Source organism: Bradyrhizobium daqingense (assembly GCF_021044685.1).
In the GTDB taxonomy this organism is placed as follows: Bacteria; Pseudomonadota; Alphaproteobacteria; order Rhizobiales; family Xanthobacteraceae; genus Bradyrhizobium; species Bradyrhizobium daqingense.
Map to the genome: position 1 here is coordinate 1,422,508 of NZ_CP088014.1, position 17,245 is coordinate 1,439,752.

A 17,245-nucleotide genomic window follows, 5' to 3' on the forward strand; every position below is an offset into this window, starting at 1 on the left:
CTAGCGCAAACCAAGTCCGCGGGCGATGATGCCGCGCAGCACTTCGGTGGTGCCGCCCTGGATGGTGAGTTTCGGCGCGGTCTTGATGGCGAAGTCGAGTTGCCGCTCCAAGGTCTCGCGGTTGGTCGCGGTCTCCTCGACGAAGGCAGCGAGATCGCGCACGCGATGCGGCAACTGTTGCTCCCACACCGTGCCGATGTCCTTGACGATGGAGGCCTCCACCACCGGCTCCTTGCCGGCCTCCAGCATGCCGGCGACCGAGACGGACATGCGCCGCATGGTGTGGAGCTGCGCGACGAGGCGGCCGATGCCTTCGGCGCTGCGCGTGTCCGGATTGGGGCCGACGGCACGCACGAGTTCGGTGAGCACGTAATAGGTCTCGAGGAAGCGCTCTGGGCCCGAGCGCTCATAGGCGAGCTCGCTCGTGGCCTGCTTCCAGGCGCCGTCGACCTCGCCGAGCACGTGGTCGTCGGGCACGAAGAAGTCGGTGAACACGACCTCGTTGAACTCGTACTGGCCGGTGATCTGGCCGATCGGGTTCACCTGGATGCCCGGCTGCTTCATCTTGACCAAAAATTGCGTCAGGCCGTGCCGGCGGTTTTCCTTGGTCGGCGGCGAGGTCCGGAAGATCGCGATCATGTAGTCGGCGATATGCGCCGACGAGGTCCAGATTTTGGTGCCGTTGATGAGATAGCCGCCGTCAGTCTTGGTCGCGCGCGTCTTCGCGGCGAACAGGTCCGAGCCGGAGTTCGGCTCGCTCATGCCGATGGCGAAGCAGATCTCACCGCGGCAGATGCGCGGCAGGATGTCCATCTTGATGTTTTCAGGCGCGTATTTCAGCAGCACCGGCCCGCTCTGGCGGTCGGCGACGAAGAAGCGCCGCGTCGGCGCGTTGGCGACGCGCATCTCCTCGGTCACCACATAGCGCTCGAGGAACGAGCGTTCCTGGCCGCCATATTTCTTCGGCCAGGTCATGCCGAGCCAGCCCTTGGCGCCGACCCGGCGGGAAAATTCCGGCGCGTCGGTGTCTTCGCGGTTGGGCTTGTGCGGATCGAAAGTGCCGGCGGCGATCTCCTCGGCGAGGAAGGCGCGCACTTCCTTGCGCAGCCGCTCGCACTTCTCGGGCAGGCGGATCGGATCGAAACGGAGGGCAGCGGTCATTGTTGTCTCGTCCCTTGATCAGCGCGACGCCACGAGGGGCCACAATTCATCGGCACCGCGGTTTGCGACGAGCTTGCCGAGCTCGACCGCCCAATGGCTTTCCGAGCCGAAATCGTCGCGCCAGGCCAGCGCCCGCAGCGAATAGCGGTGCAGGATATGCTCCATGGTGAACCCGATCGCGCCATGGACCTGGTGCGCGATGGCGCCGCCTTTCTCCGCGGCTTCGGCGCAGCGGATCTTCGCGGAGGCGGCTTCGAGATAGACCTCGTCGTTGAACGATTTGGCGCTCGCAATCGCATCGGCTGCGGACGTTGCCGCCGCCAACGCTGCGGCGGATTCGCCGGCGAGGCGCGCAAGATTGTGCTGGACCGCCTGGAATTTCGAGATCTTCTTCTCGAAAGCGACGCGTTCGTTGGAATAGCGCACGGAGATGTCGAGCATGGATTCCAGCGCGCCCGCGATCTGGAGGCTGCGGGCGACGCCGCCCATCAGCATCAAATTGGTCTGGTCGAAGCCCTTCGCTGCCGGCTTGATCGCCACGGGCTGCACCTTGTCGAGCGTAACGGTGTCGCTGTGGTCGTAGCCGACATTGAGCCCAGCTTCGATCCGGCCCTTGCTCGCATCGACCAGCGCGATGGAGACGCCGTCCTTGCCGTGCGCGAGCACCGCAAAATGCTTCGCCGCCTTGGCAAAGGGCACGCCGCGCGCACGGCCAGAGAGCGCGCCATCGGCGTCGAGCGTGATGCGATCCCGCGGCGAGGCCGGCAACACGGTCATCTCGCCGTCGGGCGATGTGATCTTCGCCTGCGCGAGCAGCCAGCCCGCCAGCATGGTTTCGGCCAGGGGGACCGCAACTGCAAAGCGGCCCGCAGCGTTCAGAAGGGCAAAACCGTCGGCGAGGCTGGCGCCGGAGCCGCCGAGATCGTCAGGCACCCAGGACAGCGTCAGGCCGGCTTCGCTCAGCGCTTGCCACAGCGGCTCTTGCCACGAATCCTTCCTGTCGTTGTTGATGGTCTGCGGATCGGCGAGATCGGCGAAGATCTTCTCCGCGGTCTCGACGACGATATTGTCACTCTCCGCCACAGCGTTCCCCGTGTTTTGCCATTGGCGCACCCCGCTCCGTGAGCCGGCGCGCAAGCTCTTCTTGCGCCCGATGATCGGAAAAAGCCATGGCCCTGACAAGCGTTGATCGCAGGTCAACCTGCGGCGCGGGCATGGGGGGATCAGCTAATTCCGCTTAGCGGAGTTTGCTCGATTTGCAGTGCGCGGCAAACTCGCTAAACAGGACGCCGAGATCAGAGACAGGGGAAGGAATCGGGATGGCCAAGGACAGTCTGTGCGCAATCGTGACGGGGTCGGCGTCTGGCCTCGGTGCTGCAACGGCGGAAATTCTCGCGCGAAGCGGGGCCCGGCTCGTCATCAACTATTCGTCGAGCCAGAAGGAAGCCGAGGCCACGGCAGAACTCTGCCGCAAGGCCGGCGCCGCGGAAGTCCTGGTCGCGCAGGGTGACGTCTCGAAGGATGAGGATTGCCGCAAGATCGTCGCGGCAGCGAGCGGCTGGGGCCGGCTCGACATCCTCGTCAACAATGCCGGCACGACGAAGCATGTCGCTCACGCCGATCTCGACGGATTGTCGGCGGAGGATTTCCAGCGGGTCTATGGCGTCAACACCATCGGCCCGTTCCAGATGGTGCGCGCGGCGCGCAGCTTGCTCGAAGCCGGCGCGAAAGCTTCGGAGCGGCCCTCTGCGGTCGTCAACGTGTCCTCGGTCGCCGGCATCAGCGGCGTCGGCTCGTCGATCGCCTACGCCGCGAGCAAGGGCGCGCTCAACACCATGACCTTGTCGCTGTCGCGCGCGCTGGCGCCGTTGATCCGCGTCAACACGGTGTGCCCCGGCTACATCGATACGCCCTGGTTCACCAAGGGCCGCGGCGAGGCCGGCGCCAAGCAGGTGCGCGACAGCGTGGTGGCGAAGGTGCCGCTCAAGGTCGCATCATCTGCGGAAGACATCGCCCAGCTCGTCTGCTTCCTGGCGATGCCGGCCTCCAGCAACATGACCGGCGAGGTCGTGCGCATGGATGCGGGGATGCATTTGATTACGTGATTGGTGTCGCGCTCCCTCCACGTCATGGCCGGGCTTGACCCGGCCATCCACGTGTTGTCGCGCCGACAGAAAGACGTGGATGCCCGGGTCAAGCCCGGGCATGACGATGAGGCGGAGCCGTACTGCCTTCGCGAAAAGGCACTACCCCTTGATCACCCCGCTCGCCACCAGGCGATGCCAGATGAACAGCACCACCACCGCACCGATGGTGGCGGTGATGAAGCCGGCGCCTTGGTCGGGGCTGTAATGTCCGATGGACTGGCCGACGAAGGTCGCCAGAAACGCGCCGGCGATGCCGAGGATGGTGGTGAGGATGAAGCCGCTCGGATTGTTCGGCGCCGGCGCGAGCCAGCGCGCGATGAGGCCGGCGACGAAGCCGACGAGGATGATCCACAACAGGCCGCCCATGCTCATGACAGTGCTCCCCTCCCTTTGACGCGACTCAAATGCGATCCGAGAGCTCGTTCTCGGTCGGCAGCCGCCCGTCCGGCGTCAGATGGTCGACCACCTGCGGCAGATACTGGCTGAGGCCGGACAGCAGCTCGTCGCGCGACAAGCCGCTCTGCGCGGACAGGCTCTCGATCTGGTCGGCGCCGAGGGCGCTGGCGAGATCGCCCGGCTCGATCGGCTTGTTCTCGCCCCTGCCGACCCAGGAATTCGCAACCTCGCCCTGGCCGCCCTGCTGGAGCTGCTTGAGGAGATCGCCGAGCCCGCCGCTGAGCACGGTGCCGGCCGCACCGCCCGCGAGCAGGCCGCCAAGGCCGCCCTTGAGCAAATCGCTGAGGCCGCCACTGCCGCCTGGCAGAGCGCCTCCGCCCGTATTCACCGGCGTCGGAGGCGGCAGCGGCGAGCGCTGCTGCGGCGCCTGCGCCGCGCCGGGCTGGCCTGCCGTCAGATGCTTGAACGCCTTCCAGGCCAGCAGGCCGAGCAGTGCCATGGTCATCGGCGACATGCCCTCGGAGGATTTCTCGGAGCTGGGCGCGCTCGGGCCGCGGGGACCGTTCTGCATGCCGTTGAGGACGTCGAGTAGACCCATGGTGCTCTCCTTTGGCGCGTCGTTCGGCGAGCGCTCGCCGCTGACTGCCCCCCGGGGCGAAAACATATGGGGCTCTCATGACGGTTACAAGGCGGATGCACCGCAACCGGTGGGCAGCCGGAGCGGCCTCTGCTATCGATGACGGAACGTTCAGGGAGCAATGTCAGTGTTTACGGATCGACCGATCGTGGTGGCCGGCGCCGGCGCCATCGGCTGTTTCGTCGGCGGCATGCTGGCGGCTTCCGGCCGTCGTGTCGCGTTGCTGGTGCGCCCTCGGGTGAAGACCGAGATCGAGCGGTTCGGCTTGCGGCTGACCGATTTCAACGGCTCGGAGACGAGGCTCGGCGCGGGCCAGCTCGCATTGTCGGAGGATGCTTCGATCTTCCACAGCGCGGGCATCGTGCTGGTGACGGTGAAGAGTGCCGATACCGGAGATGTTGCGAACCAGATCGCGCAGCATGCGCCGCGGGATGCCGTCATCGTGTCGCTGCAAAACGGCATCGGCAATGTCGCGGTGCTGCGCGAGCGCCTCGATGGCCGCCGCGTGCTCGCCGGCATGGTGCCCTTCAACGTGATCTCGATGGGCGAGGGTCGCTTCCACCGCTCGACCTCCGGCGACATCCACGTCGGTGCGGACGAGGCGAACACGGCACTCGCGCTGTCGGTGCCGGGTCTTGCGGTGCGCGCGAGCCGCGACATCGCCGGCGTGCAATGGGGCAAGCTGATCATCAATCTGAACAACGCACTCAGCGCGCTGTCCGACATGCCGCTTGCCGCGCAGCTGGCAAGCCGCCACTGGCGAAGGCTGTTCGCCGACCAGATGGCGGAGGGGCTGGCGGCGCTGAAGGCCGCTGGCATCACCCCGGTCTCGGCGACGCCGATTCCGATGGGCTGGACGCCGGCCCTGCTGCGGTTGCCGGACACGATCTTCAATGCGATCCTGGGACGCACCATGAAGATCGATCCGGAGGCACGCTCCTCGATGTGGCAGGATCTCAAGCAGGGCCGCAAGACCGAGATCGACTATCTCCAGGGCGCGGTCATCGCGCTGGCCGAGCAAAACAATGTTGATGTGCCGCTGATGCGCCGCATTGTTGCGCTGATCAAGGAAGCCGAGGTCGCGGGCATGGGTCCGCCCGGTTTGACGCCGCAGCAAATTCGCGGCTAGCACTTTCGATGGAGAAGCGCGATGAAGCGTAGCCTGATGATCGGTCTTTCGCTCGCCGCTCTCTGCGCCGCATCGACGCTCGCCTACGCCAGGCCGCCGACGGTGATGAACTCTCCCGGCTACGACAGGCGGCTGCAGGAAAGCCGGTCGCAGTTGGGCGCGACGCCGACGGCGCCAACGACTGCGCCGGTGATCAAGCCGAAGCCCAGCAAGAAGAAGCGGACGAACTGAAGCCCCACTTTTCCGTCGTCCGCCGAAGGCCGGGGCGACAGCGGAGCTTGTTGCGCGAGATTGCGGGTTCGTTCGCTTCGCGATCAGCGCGGAGTGGCGAAGCTCAGCCCTTCTTCGCTGGCTTGTTCGGCGTCGGGCTGAACAGCTTCTTCAGATCGTTCAGGCTTTCCGACAGGCGCGGCCATTCGCAGGAGAAGGCGCCCTTGGTGCAGGGCGCGCCTTTCCGCTGGCCGACGGTCTGCTGCACCTTCGGCCGCTCGACCGGGAGTGGCACGCGTGCGACGTCGGTCCGTAGCGCGACCTGCTGGAGCTGCTGGAGTTGCTGTGCCTGTTGTTCCTGCCGCTCGCGCTGCTGGCGCGCGGTCGCTTGCGCGGCTTCGTTGTTGCGGCGCTCTCTGGCGAGGTAGGCAGTGTAGGCTTCGTCGATCTTCTTCTGCTCCTCCGGCGTCGGGTTCGGCCCGGCGATGTCGAAGCTGCGATCCTGGAGGAAATCATAATAGGAATAGCCGCCGCCCGGTTTGCGCCGCCCGGCGAACTTGGCATTGCAATCGGCAAGCGCGGCGGTCTTCTCGGCCTTGGTCGGCGATTTCTCGGCGGCGTCGGCGCAGGACTCGAAGTCGACAGGTGCGCGCTTCCACCATTGCGCCTGGGCATGCGGCAAGGTCAGCAGAAAAAATCCTGCTGCAGCAACGAGAAATGGCGCCGCACGACGCGATGCAACCACAACCGACATTTACGAGAGCATTCCTTACCAGACTCAACCCGCCCCGAGTCAGGTAGATTTTTGCCTCTTTATCGCCGGCTTGTCACCTATGGAACTCGGGAATTTCATGGCTGGGCTGCTGACATTTTTTGCTTGACGTGGCACCGGAGTCACAGCCGCGCGGCGGGTGATGCGCTTAGACTTTATCGATTTGAATTCGAAGGGGAATGTCTCTCATGCGTGCGCTGGCCGGCCTCGTCGCAATCGCGCTGATGCTGATGTGCGGCGATGCCTTCGCGGCGGACGAAGCTGCACCCAACCACAAGCCGGTGAGGGCGATTGCCGATACGCGGCTCTCCGTCGGCGGCCAGGGCATTCTGCCGTTGTATCTTTCCAGCGACTGGTCGCTGCCGCTGCCGTCGATCTCGCGTGCGATCATCGTGCTGCACGGACGGCTGCGCAATGCCGACGAATATTATCTCTCGGCCCACACCGCGCAGGTGGCCGCGGGCGACGACGGCAAGCGTGCACTCATGATCGTGCCGCAATTCTTGGCAGAGATCGACATCGAGGCGCACAAGCTGCCGGCCGATATGCTGCGCTGGTCGCTGGAGGGCTGGGAGGGTGGCGAGGCCGCGCTCGGGCCCAATCCGGTCTCCTCATTCGAGGCGCTCGATGCGATCCTGGCCAAGCTCTCCGACCGGCGCATCTTCCCGAACCTGAAGCAGGTCGTGGTGGCCGGTCATTCCGGCGGCGGCCAGGTCGCGCAGCGCTACGCCATCGCCGGCAAGGGCGAGATGGCGCTGTCGCGCCAACACATCGATGTCCGTTACGTCGTCGCCAATCCTTCGTCCTACGCCTATTTCACTGCCGCGCGTCCGCTGCCCGCGATCGCCAAATCCTGTCCGGGTTATAACAATTGGAAATACGGCATGGACGAACGACCCCGCTATGTCGCCAACGTCGCGCCTGATACGCTCGAGCAGCGCTATGTCGAGCGTGAGGTGGTCTATCTGCTCGGCACCCTCGACACCAATCCGAAGCATCCCGCGCTCGACAAGAGCTGCATGGCGGAGGCGCAAGGCGCCACGCGTTACGCCCGCGGCCACGCTTATGCGGACGCGATGGCCAAGCGCAACCACGGCACGCCCCATCACAGGGTCCGGGACGTCGCTGGCGTCGGCCATGACGGCGACAAGATGTTGACCTCGGCGTGCGGGTTAGCCGCGCTGTTCGACAGCCCGGGCTGCGGCGCGGAGCGCTGATGCGCGTGCCTTGGAGGCAGTCTCTTGAGGCAATCTCTTGAATGCAATCTCTTGAAGGCTCGGCTCCGGCTGTTACACTTCGCACCGCGAACGCCTCATCATGAGGCGGCGCCAAGAAGACGAAGTGGAAACGCCTGATGCTGCTGCCCCTGTCCGACGTGCCGCGCTGGTACGCTGAACGCAAACCACATGGCACGATCGCCGTCCGTCACGGGCAGGACGCGCTGACATGGGACGAGCTCGAACGTGGCGCCAACCGGCGCGCGCGGGCGTTCATGGCCAAGGGCGTCAAGCCCGGCGACTTCGTCGCGATCGGATTGCCCAACGGCAACGCGTTCTTCGAGACGTCCTTTGCGGTGTGGAAGTGCGGGGCGACGCCGACCTCGCTGTCATGGCGGCTGCCGCGCGGCGAAGCCGCCGCCGTGCTCGACATCCTCAAGCCTGCGCTGGTGGTCGGCGGCGAGGCCGACTGGAACGCGCCGAACCGCTTGCCCGCCGATTTCGTGCCGGAAGGTTTCTCGGATGAGCCGCTCGATCCGCCGGTGGCGCGCTACTGGAAGGCCATGACCTCGGGCGGCTCGACCGGCCGGCCCAAGGTGATCCTCGACCATCATCCGGCGGTGACCGATACGGCGGCCGTGCCGCCGCTCAACATTCCCGTCGGCGTCTCGCTGCTCAATCCCGGTCCGCTCTACCATAACGCGCCGTTCATCGTGTCGCATTACGCGCTGTTCGTCGGCGGCCAGCTCACCGGCCTCACCAAGTTCGACGCCGAGGAGACGCTGCGGCAGATCGAGCGCGAGCGCGTGCAATGGGTCAATTTCGTGCCCACGATGATGCACCGGATCTGGGCGCTGCCCGAGAGCGTGCGCAACGCCTATGATCTGTCGAGCCTTCAGACTGTCTTCCACATGGCCGCTCCGATGCCGCCCTGGCTGAAGGAGAACTGGATCGCCTGGCTCGGGCCTGAGCGGATCTGGGAGCTCTATGGCGGCACCGAGCGCCAGGGCGCGTGCATCATCTCAGGCACGGAATGGCTGACGCATAAGGGCTCGGTCGGCAAGATCGGCGACATGGCGAAGCTTCGCATCATCGGCGAGGACGGCAACGACGTCGCGCCGGGAGAGACCGGCGAGATCTACTTCCGCAACAATGACGGCAAGGACGCAACCTACCACTATCTCGGCGCCGAGCCGAAGCGTCGCGCCGATGGCTGGGAATCGCTCGGTGATATCGGTCGGCTCGATGCCGAAGGCTATCTCTATCTCGGTGACCGCCTCGCCGACATGGTGCTGCGTGGCGGCGCCAACATCTATCCGGCCGAAGTCGAAGCCGCGGTGTCCGAGGCTCCGGGCGTGCGCTCCTGCGTCGTGGTGGGATTGCCCGATCCGGAATTGGGCCAGCGCGTGCACGCCATCATCGAGCCGGAGCCGGATGCGGACGGCCAGGTCATCGCTGACGGCATGGCGGAGTTCTTGAAGGACAGGCTCAGCCGCTATAAGCACCCCGAGAGTTTCGAGATCGTCGGCGCCCCGCCGCGCGATGATTCCGGTAAGGTCCGCCGCACCCTGTTGCGCGACGAGCGCGCGGCGTGGACGAAGCAGGGGCGCGCCTTCCGGATTTTGCCGTCGAAGGCGCGGGCGCACGCCGAATAAGAAAAGTCACGAAAGGATTCTTTGACATGACGATCACCATCGCAGCCAACAGCGTGCCGAAGCCGCCGGACGACATCATCGCGGGCTTTCGCGGTGCGCCGACCTCGGTCATCTCGGACAATCTCGCCCGCCTGCCCGGCGCGGTTGGATTGAAGCCCTATCATCGCGGCGGCGCGCTGGTGGGGACGGCCTTCACCGTGCGCACCCGTCCCGGCGACAATCTCGCCATTCATCGCGCGCTCGAACTGGTTGGTCCCGGTGATGTCATCGTGGTCGACGGCGGCGGCGACGAGACCCGTGCGCTGGTCGGCGAGATCATGAAGAACATCGCGCAATGGCGCAAAGCCGAAGGCTACGTCATCGACGGCGCCATCCGCGATGTCGCGGCGTTCGCCGCCGACGACTTCCCCTGCTACGCCCGCGCCGTGATCCACCGCGGCCCCTACAAGAACGGTCCCGGTGAGATCAACGTGCCCGTGACGATCGGCGGCAGCGTGATCTCGCCCGGCGACATCGTCGTCGGCGACGAGGACGGCGTGGTGTCGTTTCCCGCCGCGGGCGCCGCCGCGCTGTTGGAGGCGGTCCGCGTCCAGGTCGCGCGCGAGGAGGAGACCCTGAAGGCCATCCGCGAGGGGCGTTACCAGGGCGCTTACGGCAAATCCTGATCAGCCCGTCGCCTAATTCAAAGCAATGGCTGGCTCGCCTGTAAGTCGAAGTCGGCCATTGCTATTTTCGTGATTTCGCGATCTCTGTTTCGCCAAAGTTCTCTCATGCTTTTCGATGCTGAGGCTACTTTAGATGATGAGGAATTACGCGGTCGTCCTGCCTGGCTTTCTTCTTCTGGTTGGTCTTCGGAAACAACGAGGCCAGTTCGTGGGAGATGCACAGGGCCATCAACGATGATCTGGCGCGGCTGATAGTCATGGTTGCTGCGCCCGATACAGACCGGCGAATGACGGAAGAGGCGTACGCAAAGGCGAGCGGTCTCTCCCCGGACGCGGTCAGAGACCGCTTTGCGGCGAGTGGGGTCTTGCGATGCCCTGGTGGAGACAGCAGCGCGCAGGTGACCGGAGCGCGCGACGTGATCACGACGGCGGCTCACGCGTTCCGGGATCTCTGCAAACTCCATACGCCGCCTGACAAGTGTCTATTCGAATATTATCGGGGGACGGAGAAGCGGACCATTCCCTTGTCGGCGACCCTATGGATGGGTACCTGCGATGATAGTGCGCCGAGAGCGAGTGTCAGCGATTGGGCCGTCGCAAAGCTCGCATTTCCCGCCGACGTGAAGGCTTACGAGATCTACGAGCGGACGGAGATTCTGGCCGAGCTGGAGCGTGTTCTGGCGGTCGTCGGTTACGATATCCTGGCCGCTGGAAAGACGGACAAATACGGGTCGTTCAACAAGACGATGCAGGAGTGCCAGGTGCGCGACGTCAGGGACTGGTCGATCTTTGAAACGAACTGCCAGTTTGAGGTTGGGGCGTCCGGCAGCGCCCTGTTTCGCCAGCGGGACAATCGCATGACCCTCCTCGGCGTTCTCAATGGAGACTATCACGACAAAGGATATTGCCCACGAGGCAGCTGCCAGTACAAAAGCCGGACATGGTCGAGCGTGTATGTTACCCTGAAGGGTGAGTTCAAGGACCGGCTTCTGGCTGCCGTGAGCCAGTCTGCGGCAAAATAAGAATGTAGAGGGAAAAATGACGTGAGCCAGAAGGAAGAATTCCACAACATCGACAATCCTGACGACGGCCTGTTCCGCGAACTCGCGGCGGGGGTGACCACGCGCATCTTCTCCGGCGAGCAGGCGATGCTGTCGGTGGTGACGCTGGCCCCTCACGCACAGGGCACGCTGCACCATCATCCCGAGGAGCAATGGGGCGTGCTGCTCGACGGCTCCGCCATCCGCGTTCAGGGCGACGAGGAAATCGCGGTGAAGAAGGGCGATTTCTGGCGAACGCCGGGCAACGTGCCGCACACCATGCGTGCCGGGCCAGATGGCGCTCGCGTGCTGGACATCTTCAGTCCGCCTCGGCCAGAATACAAGAAAGCAGGGTCAGGCTTCGGCACGACCTGAAGCGCCAAGAGCAAAAAGCCGGGCGCATCACACAAGGGAGGGGACCATGACGATCACACGACGCACGCTGCTGGCCGCACCGGCCATTCTCGCGCTGACGCCGGCGATGGCGCAGGCGAGCAAGATTACACTCGTCGTGCCGTTTCCGCCGGGCGGCTCGACCGATGCGATGGCGCGCCTGTTGCAGGCCAGCCTCCAGACAAAACTCAATCGCATCGTCGTGGTCGAGAACAAGTCGGGCGCGGCCGGGGCGCTCGGTGCGGCGCAGGTCGCCAAGAGCCCGGCGGACGGCTCGACCTTCCTGGTGACGTTCGACTCCCATGCGGTGATCCCGTCCATCCTCGACAAGCCGCCGGTCGACGTCGAGCGCGAGCTGATGCCGGTCCTGCTGATCGGCACCGCGCCTTACGTGATCGCCGCCGGCGCCGGCCGCCCCTACAAGAGCTTCGCGGACGTGGTCGCGGCGTGCAAGGCGACGCCCGGCGCAGTGAAATACGCTTCCGTCGGCATCGGCACGCTGGGCCATCTCGCCATGACCGTGCTCGGCAGCAAGGCGGGCGTCGAGATCATGCACGTGCCCTATCGCGGCGGCGGCCCGGCGATGAACGACGTGCTCGGCGGCCATGTCGATCTCATCGCGGGATCGGCGGCGCTGGTCGCAGCCCAGCTCGGCACCAACATGCTGCGGCCGATCCTGCAGCTCGGCCGCGAGCGGCTGCCGGCGCTGCCGGAGACGCAGACCGCGATCGAGGCCGGCTTCCCGGATTTCGAGACGTTAGCCTGGTGGGGCATCTTCGCGCCCGCCGGCACGCCTCCGGATGTGGTCGCGGCCATGGCGACTGCCTCCAAGGAGATCCTGAGCGAGCCCGCAACCGCCGCCCAGCTCAAGGAGACGCAGCACATGACGCTCCTGCTCCAGGACGGCGCGGCCTTCAAGACCTTCTTCGACAAGCAGGTCGCCTATTGGGGCAAGGTGGTGAAGGACAACAACATCAGGGCGTAGGACTATCAGGCGAGGTGCGCATTGATCGAGGCGAGGGCTTCCGATCCGTCCCTCGCTTTGATATGTGTACCTCCAGGCAACCCGCCTCGCTGGTGGGTTCCGCGGTCCCGTAGCTCAGCCGGATAGAGCGGCGGTTTCCTAAACCGTAGGTCGCATGTTCGAGTCATGCCGGGATCGCCATTCTCCATTTCTTCCTAGATCGCTGATGCCGAGATCCGTGCAAAGCGCTTGCGATACTCGGCTGGCGTCACGCCGACGTGGCGGACGAAGGCACGGCGCAGCGTGTCCGCGTCGGCGAATCCGCAATGCAGGGCCACTTGTTTGGGCGGCTCGTTTCCGAGTTCCAGCAGGCGCCTCGCCGCATTGACGCGGGCCTCCTCAACCCAGGTCGCAGGCGTGATGCCAACTTCGGCGCGGAATAGCCGCGCGAAGTGACGCGCGCTGATGTCCATGCGCTTCGCGAGGCTCGCGACGCTGTGGTCGAGGCCGGGATTGGCGGCCACCCAGCGCTGCAGCTCCTGCAGCGCGGCGCGGCCGGCGGGAACGCTCTCGCCTTTCCGGCTGAACTGCATCTGTCCGCCCGGGCGCTTGAAGAACATGACGAGCTGACTCGCGACCTTCATCGCGGTTTCACGTCCGAGGTCTTCCTCGATGAGAGCAAGTGCGAGATCGAGCCCGGCGGTCACACCGGCAGCCGTGCGCAGCTTGCCGTCTGTCACGTAGATCGCGTCCTTGTCCACGCTGACCGACGGGAACTTCTGGGCCAGCCGGTCCGCAACGGCCCAATGCGTCGTGATCCGTCGGCCATCCAGAAGACCCGCTGCCGCCAGGAAGAACGCACCGCTACACACCGATCCGTAGCGGCGGATCCTCGCCGCTCGCCGGCGGAGCCAATCGGTCACGACGCCATCTGCCGGCACGTCGGCAGCATTCGGGCATCCGGCGATCAGCAATGTGTCGATGTTCTCCTGGAAGCCGCGGTCGATGATCCGGTCGGGCATCAACCGCACGCCTGACGAACTACGGATCGGGCCCGGCTCCGCTGCCGCCACGAAAAGCACATAGGCCTCGCGACCGGCCTGCACGTTTGCCTCGGCGAAGACGTCGAGCGGGCCGGCGACGTCGAGAAGCTGCACGCCCGGCAGCGCAATGATCACAACGGTCCTCGATTTTGGTTTCGCGCCCATGTCCGCCTCGGCCGGTGTTTGTCCGTTTTAGACGTATTACCTCAATTGAGGACAAAGTACCCTGAATCTACCTTGCTGGCCACCAGAGATTTTCAGGAGCCCATCATGCCAGAGATCAACAAGGCCGCCGCGATTCCCGACAGCAAACTGGCCCGCGCCATCACCGACTATATCCGCGATACCGAAACGGACCTGCTCTTCAGCCATTCCAGCCGCGTCTATCATTTTGGCGCGCTGGCCGGCATCCGCCGGGAACTGAAGTTCGACCGCGAGCTGCTCTATGCCGGCGCCATGTTTCACGACCTCGGCCTGATGCCGGGCCACGGCAGCACGCACGAACGGTTCGAAGTCGACGGCGCGCACGCCGCCCGCGACTTCCTGCGCGGCCATGGCATCTCCGAAGCCGACGCCTACACTGTCTGGACCGCGATCGCATTGCACACCACGCCGGGCGTGCCGCAGCACATGCATCCCGTCGTCGCTCTGGTGACCGCCGGCGTCGAGATGGACGTTCTCGGGCTCACCTACAAGGATTACTCCGACGAGGAGCGCGAGGCGGTGGTGCAGGCATTTCCCCGGACGCCGCACTTCAAGGAAGACATCATCCAGGCCTTCTACGACGGCATCAAGCACAAGTCGGACACGACCTTCGGCAACGTCAAGGCCGACGTCATCGCCGATAAGGAGCCGCATTTCCATCGCGGCAATTTCTGCAGCGTCATCCGTGGTTCGCATTGGCACGGCTGAGCGGCATCACGCGATGCTGCCCTGCCGACTTCCACTTCAAAATCACGTATCAGGAATCTTCACATGAGTGACAAGTCACACTATCTCACCCACGCGACCGGAGCGCCCGTCAGCGACAATCTCAACATCATGACGGCCGGGCGACGCGGCCCTACCCTTCTCCAGGACGTGTGGCTGATCGAAAAGCTGGCTCATTTCGATCGTGAAGTGATCCCGGAGCGGCGTATGCACGCCAAGGGTTCCGGCGCCTTCGGCACTTTCACGGTGACCCATGACATTACCCGCTACACCAAAGCGAAGATCTTCTCCGACGTCGGCAAGCAGACGCCGATGTTCGCGCGGTTCTCGACCGTCGCCGGTGAGCGCGGCGCGGCCGACGCTGAGCGCGATATTCGCGGGTTTGCGCTGAAATTCTATACCGAGGAGGGCAATTGGGACATGGTGGGCAACAACACCCCCGTGTTCTTCTTCCGCGACCCCCTACGCTTCCCGGATCTCAATCACGCGATCAAGCGCGATCCGCGCACCGGGATGCGCAGCGCCGACAACAATTGGGATTTCTGGACGCTGCTGCCGGAGGCGCTGCACCAGGTCACCATCGTCATGAGCGAGCGCGGCATTCCGAAGAGCTATCGGCACATGCACGGCTTCGGTAGTCATACCTACAGCTTCCTCAATGCCGCCAATGAGCGGACCTGGGTGAAGTTTCATTTCCACACGCAGCAAGGCGTCGAGAACCTGACGGACGCCGAGGCCGAAGCACTCGTCGGCAAGGATCGCGAGTCGCATCAGCGCGACCTGTTCGGGAGCATCGAGCGTGGCGATTTTCCGCGCTGGACGATGTTCGTGCAGATCATGACCGATCAACAAGCCAAGGCGTTTGCGTTCAACCCGTTCGATCTGACCAAGGTCTGGCCGAAAGCGGACTTTCCGCTGATCCAGGTCGGCTATTTCGAATTGAACCGCAATCCGGAAAACGTCTTCGCCGAGGTCGAGCAGGCGTCGTTCTCGCCGGCCCATGTCGTGCCGGGTATTGGTTTCTCGCCCGACAAGATGCTGCAGGCCCGGCTGTTCTCCTATGGCGACGCGGCACGGTACCGCCTTGGCGTCAACCATCACCTGATCCCGGTCAATGCGCCGAAATGTCCGTACCACAGCTACCATCGCGACGGCGCGATGCGGACGGACGGCAATCTGGGGAGGACGCCGACCTATTTCCCGAACAGCCACGGCGAGTGGGCCGATCAGCCCGATCTCAATGAGCCGCCGCTTGAGATCGACGGCGCGGCCGCCCACTGGGATCATCGTGTCGACGATGACCATTATCAACAGCCAGGCAACCTGTTCCGCATGATGAATGCGGAGCAGCGGCAGGTCCTGTTCGACAATACGGCACGCGCCGTCGGCGGTGCTGCCGTCCACATCCAGGAGCGTCACATCGCAAATTGTACGAAGGCTGATCCAGCCTATGGCACCGGTGTCCGCATGGCGCTGATGCGCCTTGCCACGGTCCGCTCCAAATAGGCGAACATCCCAGGCGGGGCAGCTCTTGCGCCGAAGGCCGGGGCGCCGCTCTGCCCGGGATTGCTGATTTGTCATGGGTCACGTCTCTGATTGCGAAGGACTCCGGCGCAAAAATTGCTAGAAGTTGGGCTTCCTTTCGCCCACCGAGGGCCGGCGGCCTCACCGCTACATCCGGAGACCATGATGCCTTTCGACCTGATCCTGCGCGGCGGCCGTGTGATCGACCCGTCCCAGAAGCTCGACGCCGCGACGGATGTCGCCTTTGCGGACGGCAAGGTCGCCGCGATCGGCAGCGGGCTCAAGGCGGATCCGGGCACGGATGTGCGCGACGTCTCGAAATACATCGTGACGCCGGGGCTGATCGATCTCCACACTCATGTCTATTGGGGCGGCACCTCGCTCGGCATCGATGCCGAGGAATTCTGCCGCCTCTCCGGCGTCACCACCGCCATCGATACCGGCAGCGCCGGGCCCGGCAATTTCGCCGGCTTCCGCAAGCACGTGATCGAGCCGAGCCAGGTTCGCATCCTCGCTTATCTGCACGTCTCGCATGCCGGCATCTTCGGCTTCTCGCACCGGATCATGGTCGGCGAAAGCGAGGAGCTGCGGCTGATGAATCCGATAGAGGCGGCCAAGGTGGCCGACGCCAACCGCGACCTCATCGTCGGCATCAAGGTGCGCGTCGGCCTGCATTCCTCAGGCACGTCTGGAACCGTGCCGCTCGACATCGCGCTCCAGGTGGCCGACGAGGTCGGCATGCCCTTGATGGCGCATATCGATCATCCGCCGCCGAGCTATGAAGAGGTGCTGGCGCGCCTGCGGCCCGGCGACGTGCTGACCCACGCGTTCCGCCCCTTCCCCAACACGCCGGCAACCGCGCAGGGCACGGTGAAGAGGGCGGTGCTGGATGCGCGCGAGCGCGGCGTGCTGTTCGACATCGGCCACGGCAAGGGCTCGTTCGCGTTCAAGACCGCGCGCGCGATGCTCGCCAACGGTTTCTATCCCGATACGATCTCGTCCGACATCCACATGCTGTGCATTGATGGTCCCGCCTACGACCAGGTCACGACCATGTCGAAGTTCCTGTGCATGGGCATGGAGCTGCCGGACGTGGTCGCGGCCTCCACCGTGAATGCCGCCATGGCGCTGCGCCGCCCCGAGCTCGGCAGCCTCAAGCCGGGCAGCGTCGGCGACGCCACGCTGATCTCCGTGAAGCAAGGCCAGTTCGATTACGAGGACGTCGTCGGCGAGCACCTGATCGGCGACCGCAAGATCGTCTCCGAAGGCGTCGTCATCGGCGGCCGCTGGTGGCATCCGAATTGATGGATGTGACTCAACTGGACGGCAAACATCTGGTCTGGTGCCGAGAAGGAAAGTTCA

18 protein-coding genes and 1 tRNA gene are annotated in these 17,245 nt (G+C 64.8%); 13 read left to right on the top strand and 6 right to left on the bottom strand.

Annotation, left to right across the window (positions count from 1 at the left end):
- Both LPJ38_RS06520 and LPJ38_RS06525 read right to left on the bottom strand, forming a co-directional pair.
- On the bottom strand, window positions 1-1,161 hold the full coding sequence (locus LPJ38_RS06520; protein ID WP_145639150.1) for an acyl-CoA dehydrogenase family protein: 1,161 nt from the start codon (window positions 1,159-1,161) through the stop codon (window positions 1-3).
- An 18-nt stretch (window positions 1,162-1,179) separates the two neighbouring features.
- Window positions 1,180-2,244, bottom strand: a complete 1,065-nt coding sequence (locus LPJ38_RS06525; protein WP_145639148.1) for an acyl-CoA dehydrogenase family protein — start codon at window positions 2,242-2,244, stop codon at window positions 1,180-1,182.
- A gap of 236 nt (window positions 2,245-2,480) precedes the next feature.
- Between LPJ38_RS06525 and LPJ38_RS06530 the strand changes: the two genes are divergently transcribed.
- On the top strand, window positions 2,481-3,266 hold the full coding sequence (locus tag LPJ38_RS06530) for an SDR family NAD(P)-dependent oxidoreductase (protein ID WP_145639146.1): 786 nt from the start codon (window positions 2,481-2,483) through the stop codon (window positions 3,264-3,266).
- A 141-nt stretch (window positions 3,267-3,407) separates the two neighbouring features.
- On the opposite strand, the gene LPJ38_RS06535 is transcribed toward LPJ38_RS06530, so the two are convergent.
- Together LPJ38_RS06535 and LPJ38_RS06540 are read right to left on the bottom strand one after the other, a co-directional pair.
- Entirely contained in the window at window positions 3,408-3,680 is a 273-nt protein-coding gene (locus tag LPJ38_RS06535; protein ID WP_208750591.1) for a GlsB/YeaQ/YmgE family stress response membrane protein, read from the bottom strand.
- A 28-nt stretch (window positions 3,681-3,708) separates the two neighbouring features.
- Window positions 3,709-4,302, bottom strand: coding sequence for a YidB family protein (locus LPJ38_RS06540; RefSeq protein ID WP_145639144.1), 594 nt, complete (start codon window positions 4,300-4,302; stop codon window positions 3,709-3,711).
- A 166-nt stretch (window positions 4,303-4,468) separates the two neighbouring features.
- Here LPJ38_RS06540 and LPJ38_RS06545 point away from each other — a divergent pair, with 166 nt between their 5' ends.
- Together LPJ38_RS06545 and LPJ38_RS06550 are read left to right on the top strand one after the other, a co-directional pair.
- Window positions 4,469-5,470, top strand: coding sequence for a 2-dehydropantoate 2-reductase (locus tag LPJ38_RS06545; RefSeq protein WP_145639142.1), 1,002 nt, complete (start codon window positions 4,469-4,471; stop codon window positions 5,468-5,470).
- A 21-nt stretch (window positions 5,471-5,491) separates the two neighbouring features.
- Complete coding sequence (locus tag LPJ38_RS06550; RefSeq protein ID WP_145639140.1) at window positions 5,492-5,701, top strand: hypothetical protein; 210 nt, start codon at window positions 5,492-5,494, stop codon at window positions 5,699-5,701.
- A gap of 103 nt (window positions 5,702-5,804) precedes the next feature.
- Here the strand turns inward: LPJ38_RS06550 and LPJ38_RS06555 are convergent, their stop codons facing one another.
- On the bottom strand, window positions 5,805-6,434 hold the full coding sequence (locus LPJ38_RS06555; RefSeq protein WP_145639138.1) for a hypothetical protein: 630 nt from the start codon (window positions 6,432-6,434) through the stop codon (window positions 5,805-5,807).
- A 206-nt stretch (window positions 6,435-6,640) separates the two neighbouring features.
- On the opposite strand from LPJ38_RS06555, the gene LPJ38_RS06560 reads away from it, so the two are divergent.
- From LPJ38_RS06560 to LPJ38_RS06590, 7 genes are all read left to right on the top strand, one after another.
- Window positions 6,641-7,669, top strand: coding sequence for an alpha/beta hydrolase (locus LPJ38_RS06560; RefSeq protein WP_167520641.1), 1,029 nt, complete (start codon window positions 6,641-6,643; stop codon window positions 7,667-7,669).
- Window positions 7,670-7,806: 137 nt separating this feature from the next.
- Window positions 7,807-9,324 carry an AMP-binding protein gene (locus LPJ38_RS06565; RefSeq protein ID WP_145639134.1) on the top strand — a complete coding sequence of 506 codons (1,518 nt, stop codon included), beginning with the start codon at window positions 7,807-7,809 and terminating at the stop codon, window positions 9,322-9,324.
- 26 nt (window positions 9,325-9,350) lie between these two features.
- Window positions 9,351-9,989, top strand: a complete 639-nt coding sequence (locus LPJ38_RS06570; RefSeq protein WP_167520640.1) for an RraA family protein — start codon at window positions 9,351-9,353, stop codon at window positions 9,987-9,989.
- A 215-nt stretch (window positions 9,990-10,204) separates the two neighbouring features.
- On the top strand, window positions 10,205-11,011 hold the full coding sequence (locus LPJ38_RS06575) for a hypothetical protein (RefSeq protein ID WP_145639130.1): 807 nt from the start codon (window positions 10,205-10,207) through the stop codon (window positions 11,009-11,011).
- A 21-nt stretch (window positions 11,012-11,032) separates the two neighbouring features.
- Window positions 11,033-11,404: a dimethylsulfonioproprionate lyase family protein gene (locus LPJ38_RS06580; RefSeq protein ID WP_145639128.1), complete on the top strand. Its 372-nt coding sequence runs from the start codon at window positions 11,033-11,035 to the stop codon at window positions 11,402-11,404.
- Window positions 11,405-11,450: 46 nt separating this feature from the next.
- Window positions 11,451-12,407: a tripartite tricarboxylate transporter substrate-binding protein gene (locus LPJ38_RS06585; RefSeq protein ID WP_145639126.1), complete on the top strand. Its 957-nt coding sequence runs from the start codon at window positions 11,451-11,453 to the stop codon at window positions 12,405-12,407.
- 103 nt (window positions 12,408-12,510) lie between these two features.
- Window positions 12,511-12,587: transfer RNA gene (locus tag LPJ38_RS06590), tRNA-Arg, on the top strand.
- A 14-nt stretch (window positions 12,588-12,601) separates the two neighbouring features.
- Here LPJ38_RS06590 and LPJ38_RS06595 read toward each other — a convergent pair.
- Window positions 12,602-13,594 (bottom strand): GlxA family transcriptional regulator, encoded by a 993-nt coding sequence (locus LPJ38_RS06595; RefSeq protein ID WP_145639124.1) that lies wholly within the window; start codon window positions 13,592-13,594, stop codon window positions 12,602-12,604.
- A 105-nt stretch (window positions 13,595-13,699) separates the two neighbouring features.
- On the opposite strand from LPJ38_RS06595, the gene LPJ38_RS06600 reads away from it, so the two are divergent.
- The 3 genes from LPJ38_RS06600 (at window position 13,700) to LPJ38_RS06610 (ending at window position 17,188) form a co-directional block, all read left to right on the top strand.
- On the top strand, window positions 13,700-14,341 hold the full coding sequence (locus tag LPJ38_RS06600) for an HD domain-containing protein (protein WP_145639122.1): 642 nt from the start codon (window positions 13,700-13,702) through the stop codon (window positions 14,339-14,341).
- A 63-nt stretch (window positions 14,342-14,404) separates the two neighbouring features.
- Window positions 14,405-15,865, top strand: coding sequence for a catalase (locus LPJ38_RS06605; RefSeq protein ID WP_145639120.1), 1,461 nt, complete (start codon window positions 14,405-14,407; stop codon window positions 15,863-15,865).
- Between the two features lie 183 nt (window positions 15,866-16,048).
- Window positions 16,049-17,188, top strand: a complete 1,140-nt coding sequence (locus LPJ38_RS06610; protein WP_145639344.1) for an amidohydrolase/deacetylase family metallohydrolase — start codon at window positions 16,049-16,051, stop codon at window positions 17,186-17,188.
- Window positions 17,189-17,245 lie beyond the last annotated feature (57 nt).

What these genes read in the sequence shown, in the direction of transcription:
- LPJ38_RS06520 (WP_145639150.1), bottom strand. Translation starts at nt 1,161, where the DNA reads ATGACCGCTGCCCTCCGTTTCGATCCGATCCGCCTGCCCGAGAAGTGC.
- LPJ38_RS06530 (WP_145639146.1), top strand. Translation starts at nt 2,481, where the DNA reads ATGGCCAAGGACAGTCTGTGCGCAATCGTGACGGGGTCGGCGTCTGGC.
- LPJ38_RS06535 (WP_208750591.1), bottom strand. Translation starts at nt 3,680, where the DNA reads ATGAGCATGGGCGGCCTGTTGTGGATCATCCTCGTCGGCTTCGTCGCC.
- LPJ38_RS06540 (WP_145639144.1), bottom strand. Translation starts at nt 4,302, where the DNA reads ATGGGTCTACTCGACGTCCTCAACGGCATGCAGAACGGTCCCCGCGGC.
- LPJ38_RS06550 (WP_145639140.1), top strand. Translation starts at nt 5,492, where the DNA reads ATGAAGCGTAGCCTGATGATCGGTCTTTCGCTCGCCGCTCTCTGCGCC.
- LPJ38_RS06555 (WP_145639138.1), bottom strand. Translation starts at nt 6,434, where the DNA reads ATGTCGGTTGTGGTTGCATCGCGTCGTGCGGCGCCATTTCTCGTTGCT.
- LPJ38_RS06560 (WP_167520641.1), top strand. Translation starts at nt 6,641, where the DNA reads ATGCGTGCGCTGGCCGGCCTCGTCGCAATCGCGCTGATGCTGATGTGC.
- LPJ38_RS06565 (WP_145639134.1), top strand. Translation starts at nt 7,807, where the DNA reads ATGCTGCTGCCCCTGTCCGACGTGCCGCGCTGGTACGCTGAACGCAAA.
- LPJ38_RS06570 (WP_167520640.1), top strand. Translation starts at nt 9,351, where the DNA reads ATGACGATCACCATCGCAGCCAACAGCGTGCCGAAGCCGCCGGACGAC.
- LPJ38_RS06575 (WP_145639130.1), top strand. Translation starts at nt 10,205, where the DNA reads ATGCACAGGGCCATCAACGATGATCTGGCGCGGCTGATAGTCATGGTT.
- LPJ38_RS06585 (WP_145639126.1), top strand. Translation starts at nt 11,451, where the DNA reads ATGACGATCACACGACGCACGCTGCTGGCCGCACCGGCCATTCTCGCG.
- LPJ38_RS06595 (WP_145639124.1), bottom strand. Translation starts at nt 13,594, where the DNA reads ATGGGCGCGAAACCAAAATCGAGGACCGTTGTGATCATTGCGCTGCCG.
- LPJ38_RS06600 (WP_145639122.1), top strand. Translation starts at nt 13,700, where the DNA reads ATGCCAGAGATCAACAAGGCCGCCGCGATTCCCGACAGCAAACTGGCC.
- LPJ38_RS06605 (WP_145639120.1), top strand. Translation starts at nt 14,405, where the DNA reads ATGAGTGACAAGTCACACTATCTCACCCACGCGACCGGAGCGCCCGTC.
- LPJ38_RS06610 (WP_145639344.1), top strand. Translation starts at nt 16,049, where the DNA reads ATGCCTTTCGACCTGATCCTGCGCGGCGGCCGTGTGATCGACCCGTCC.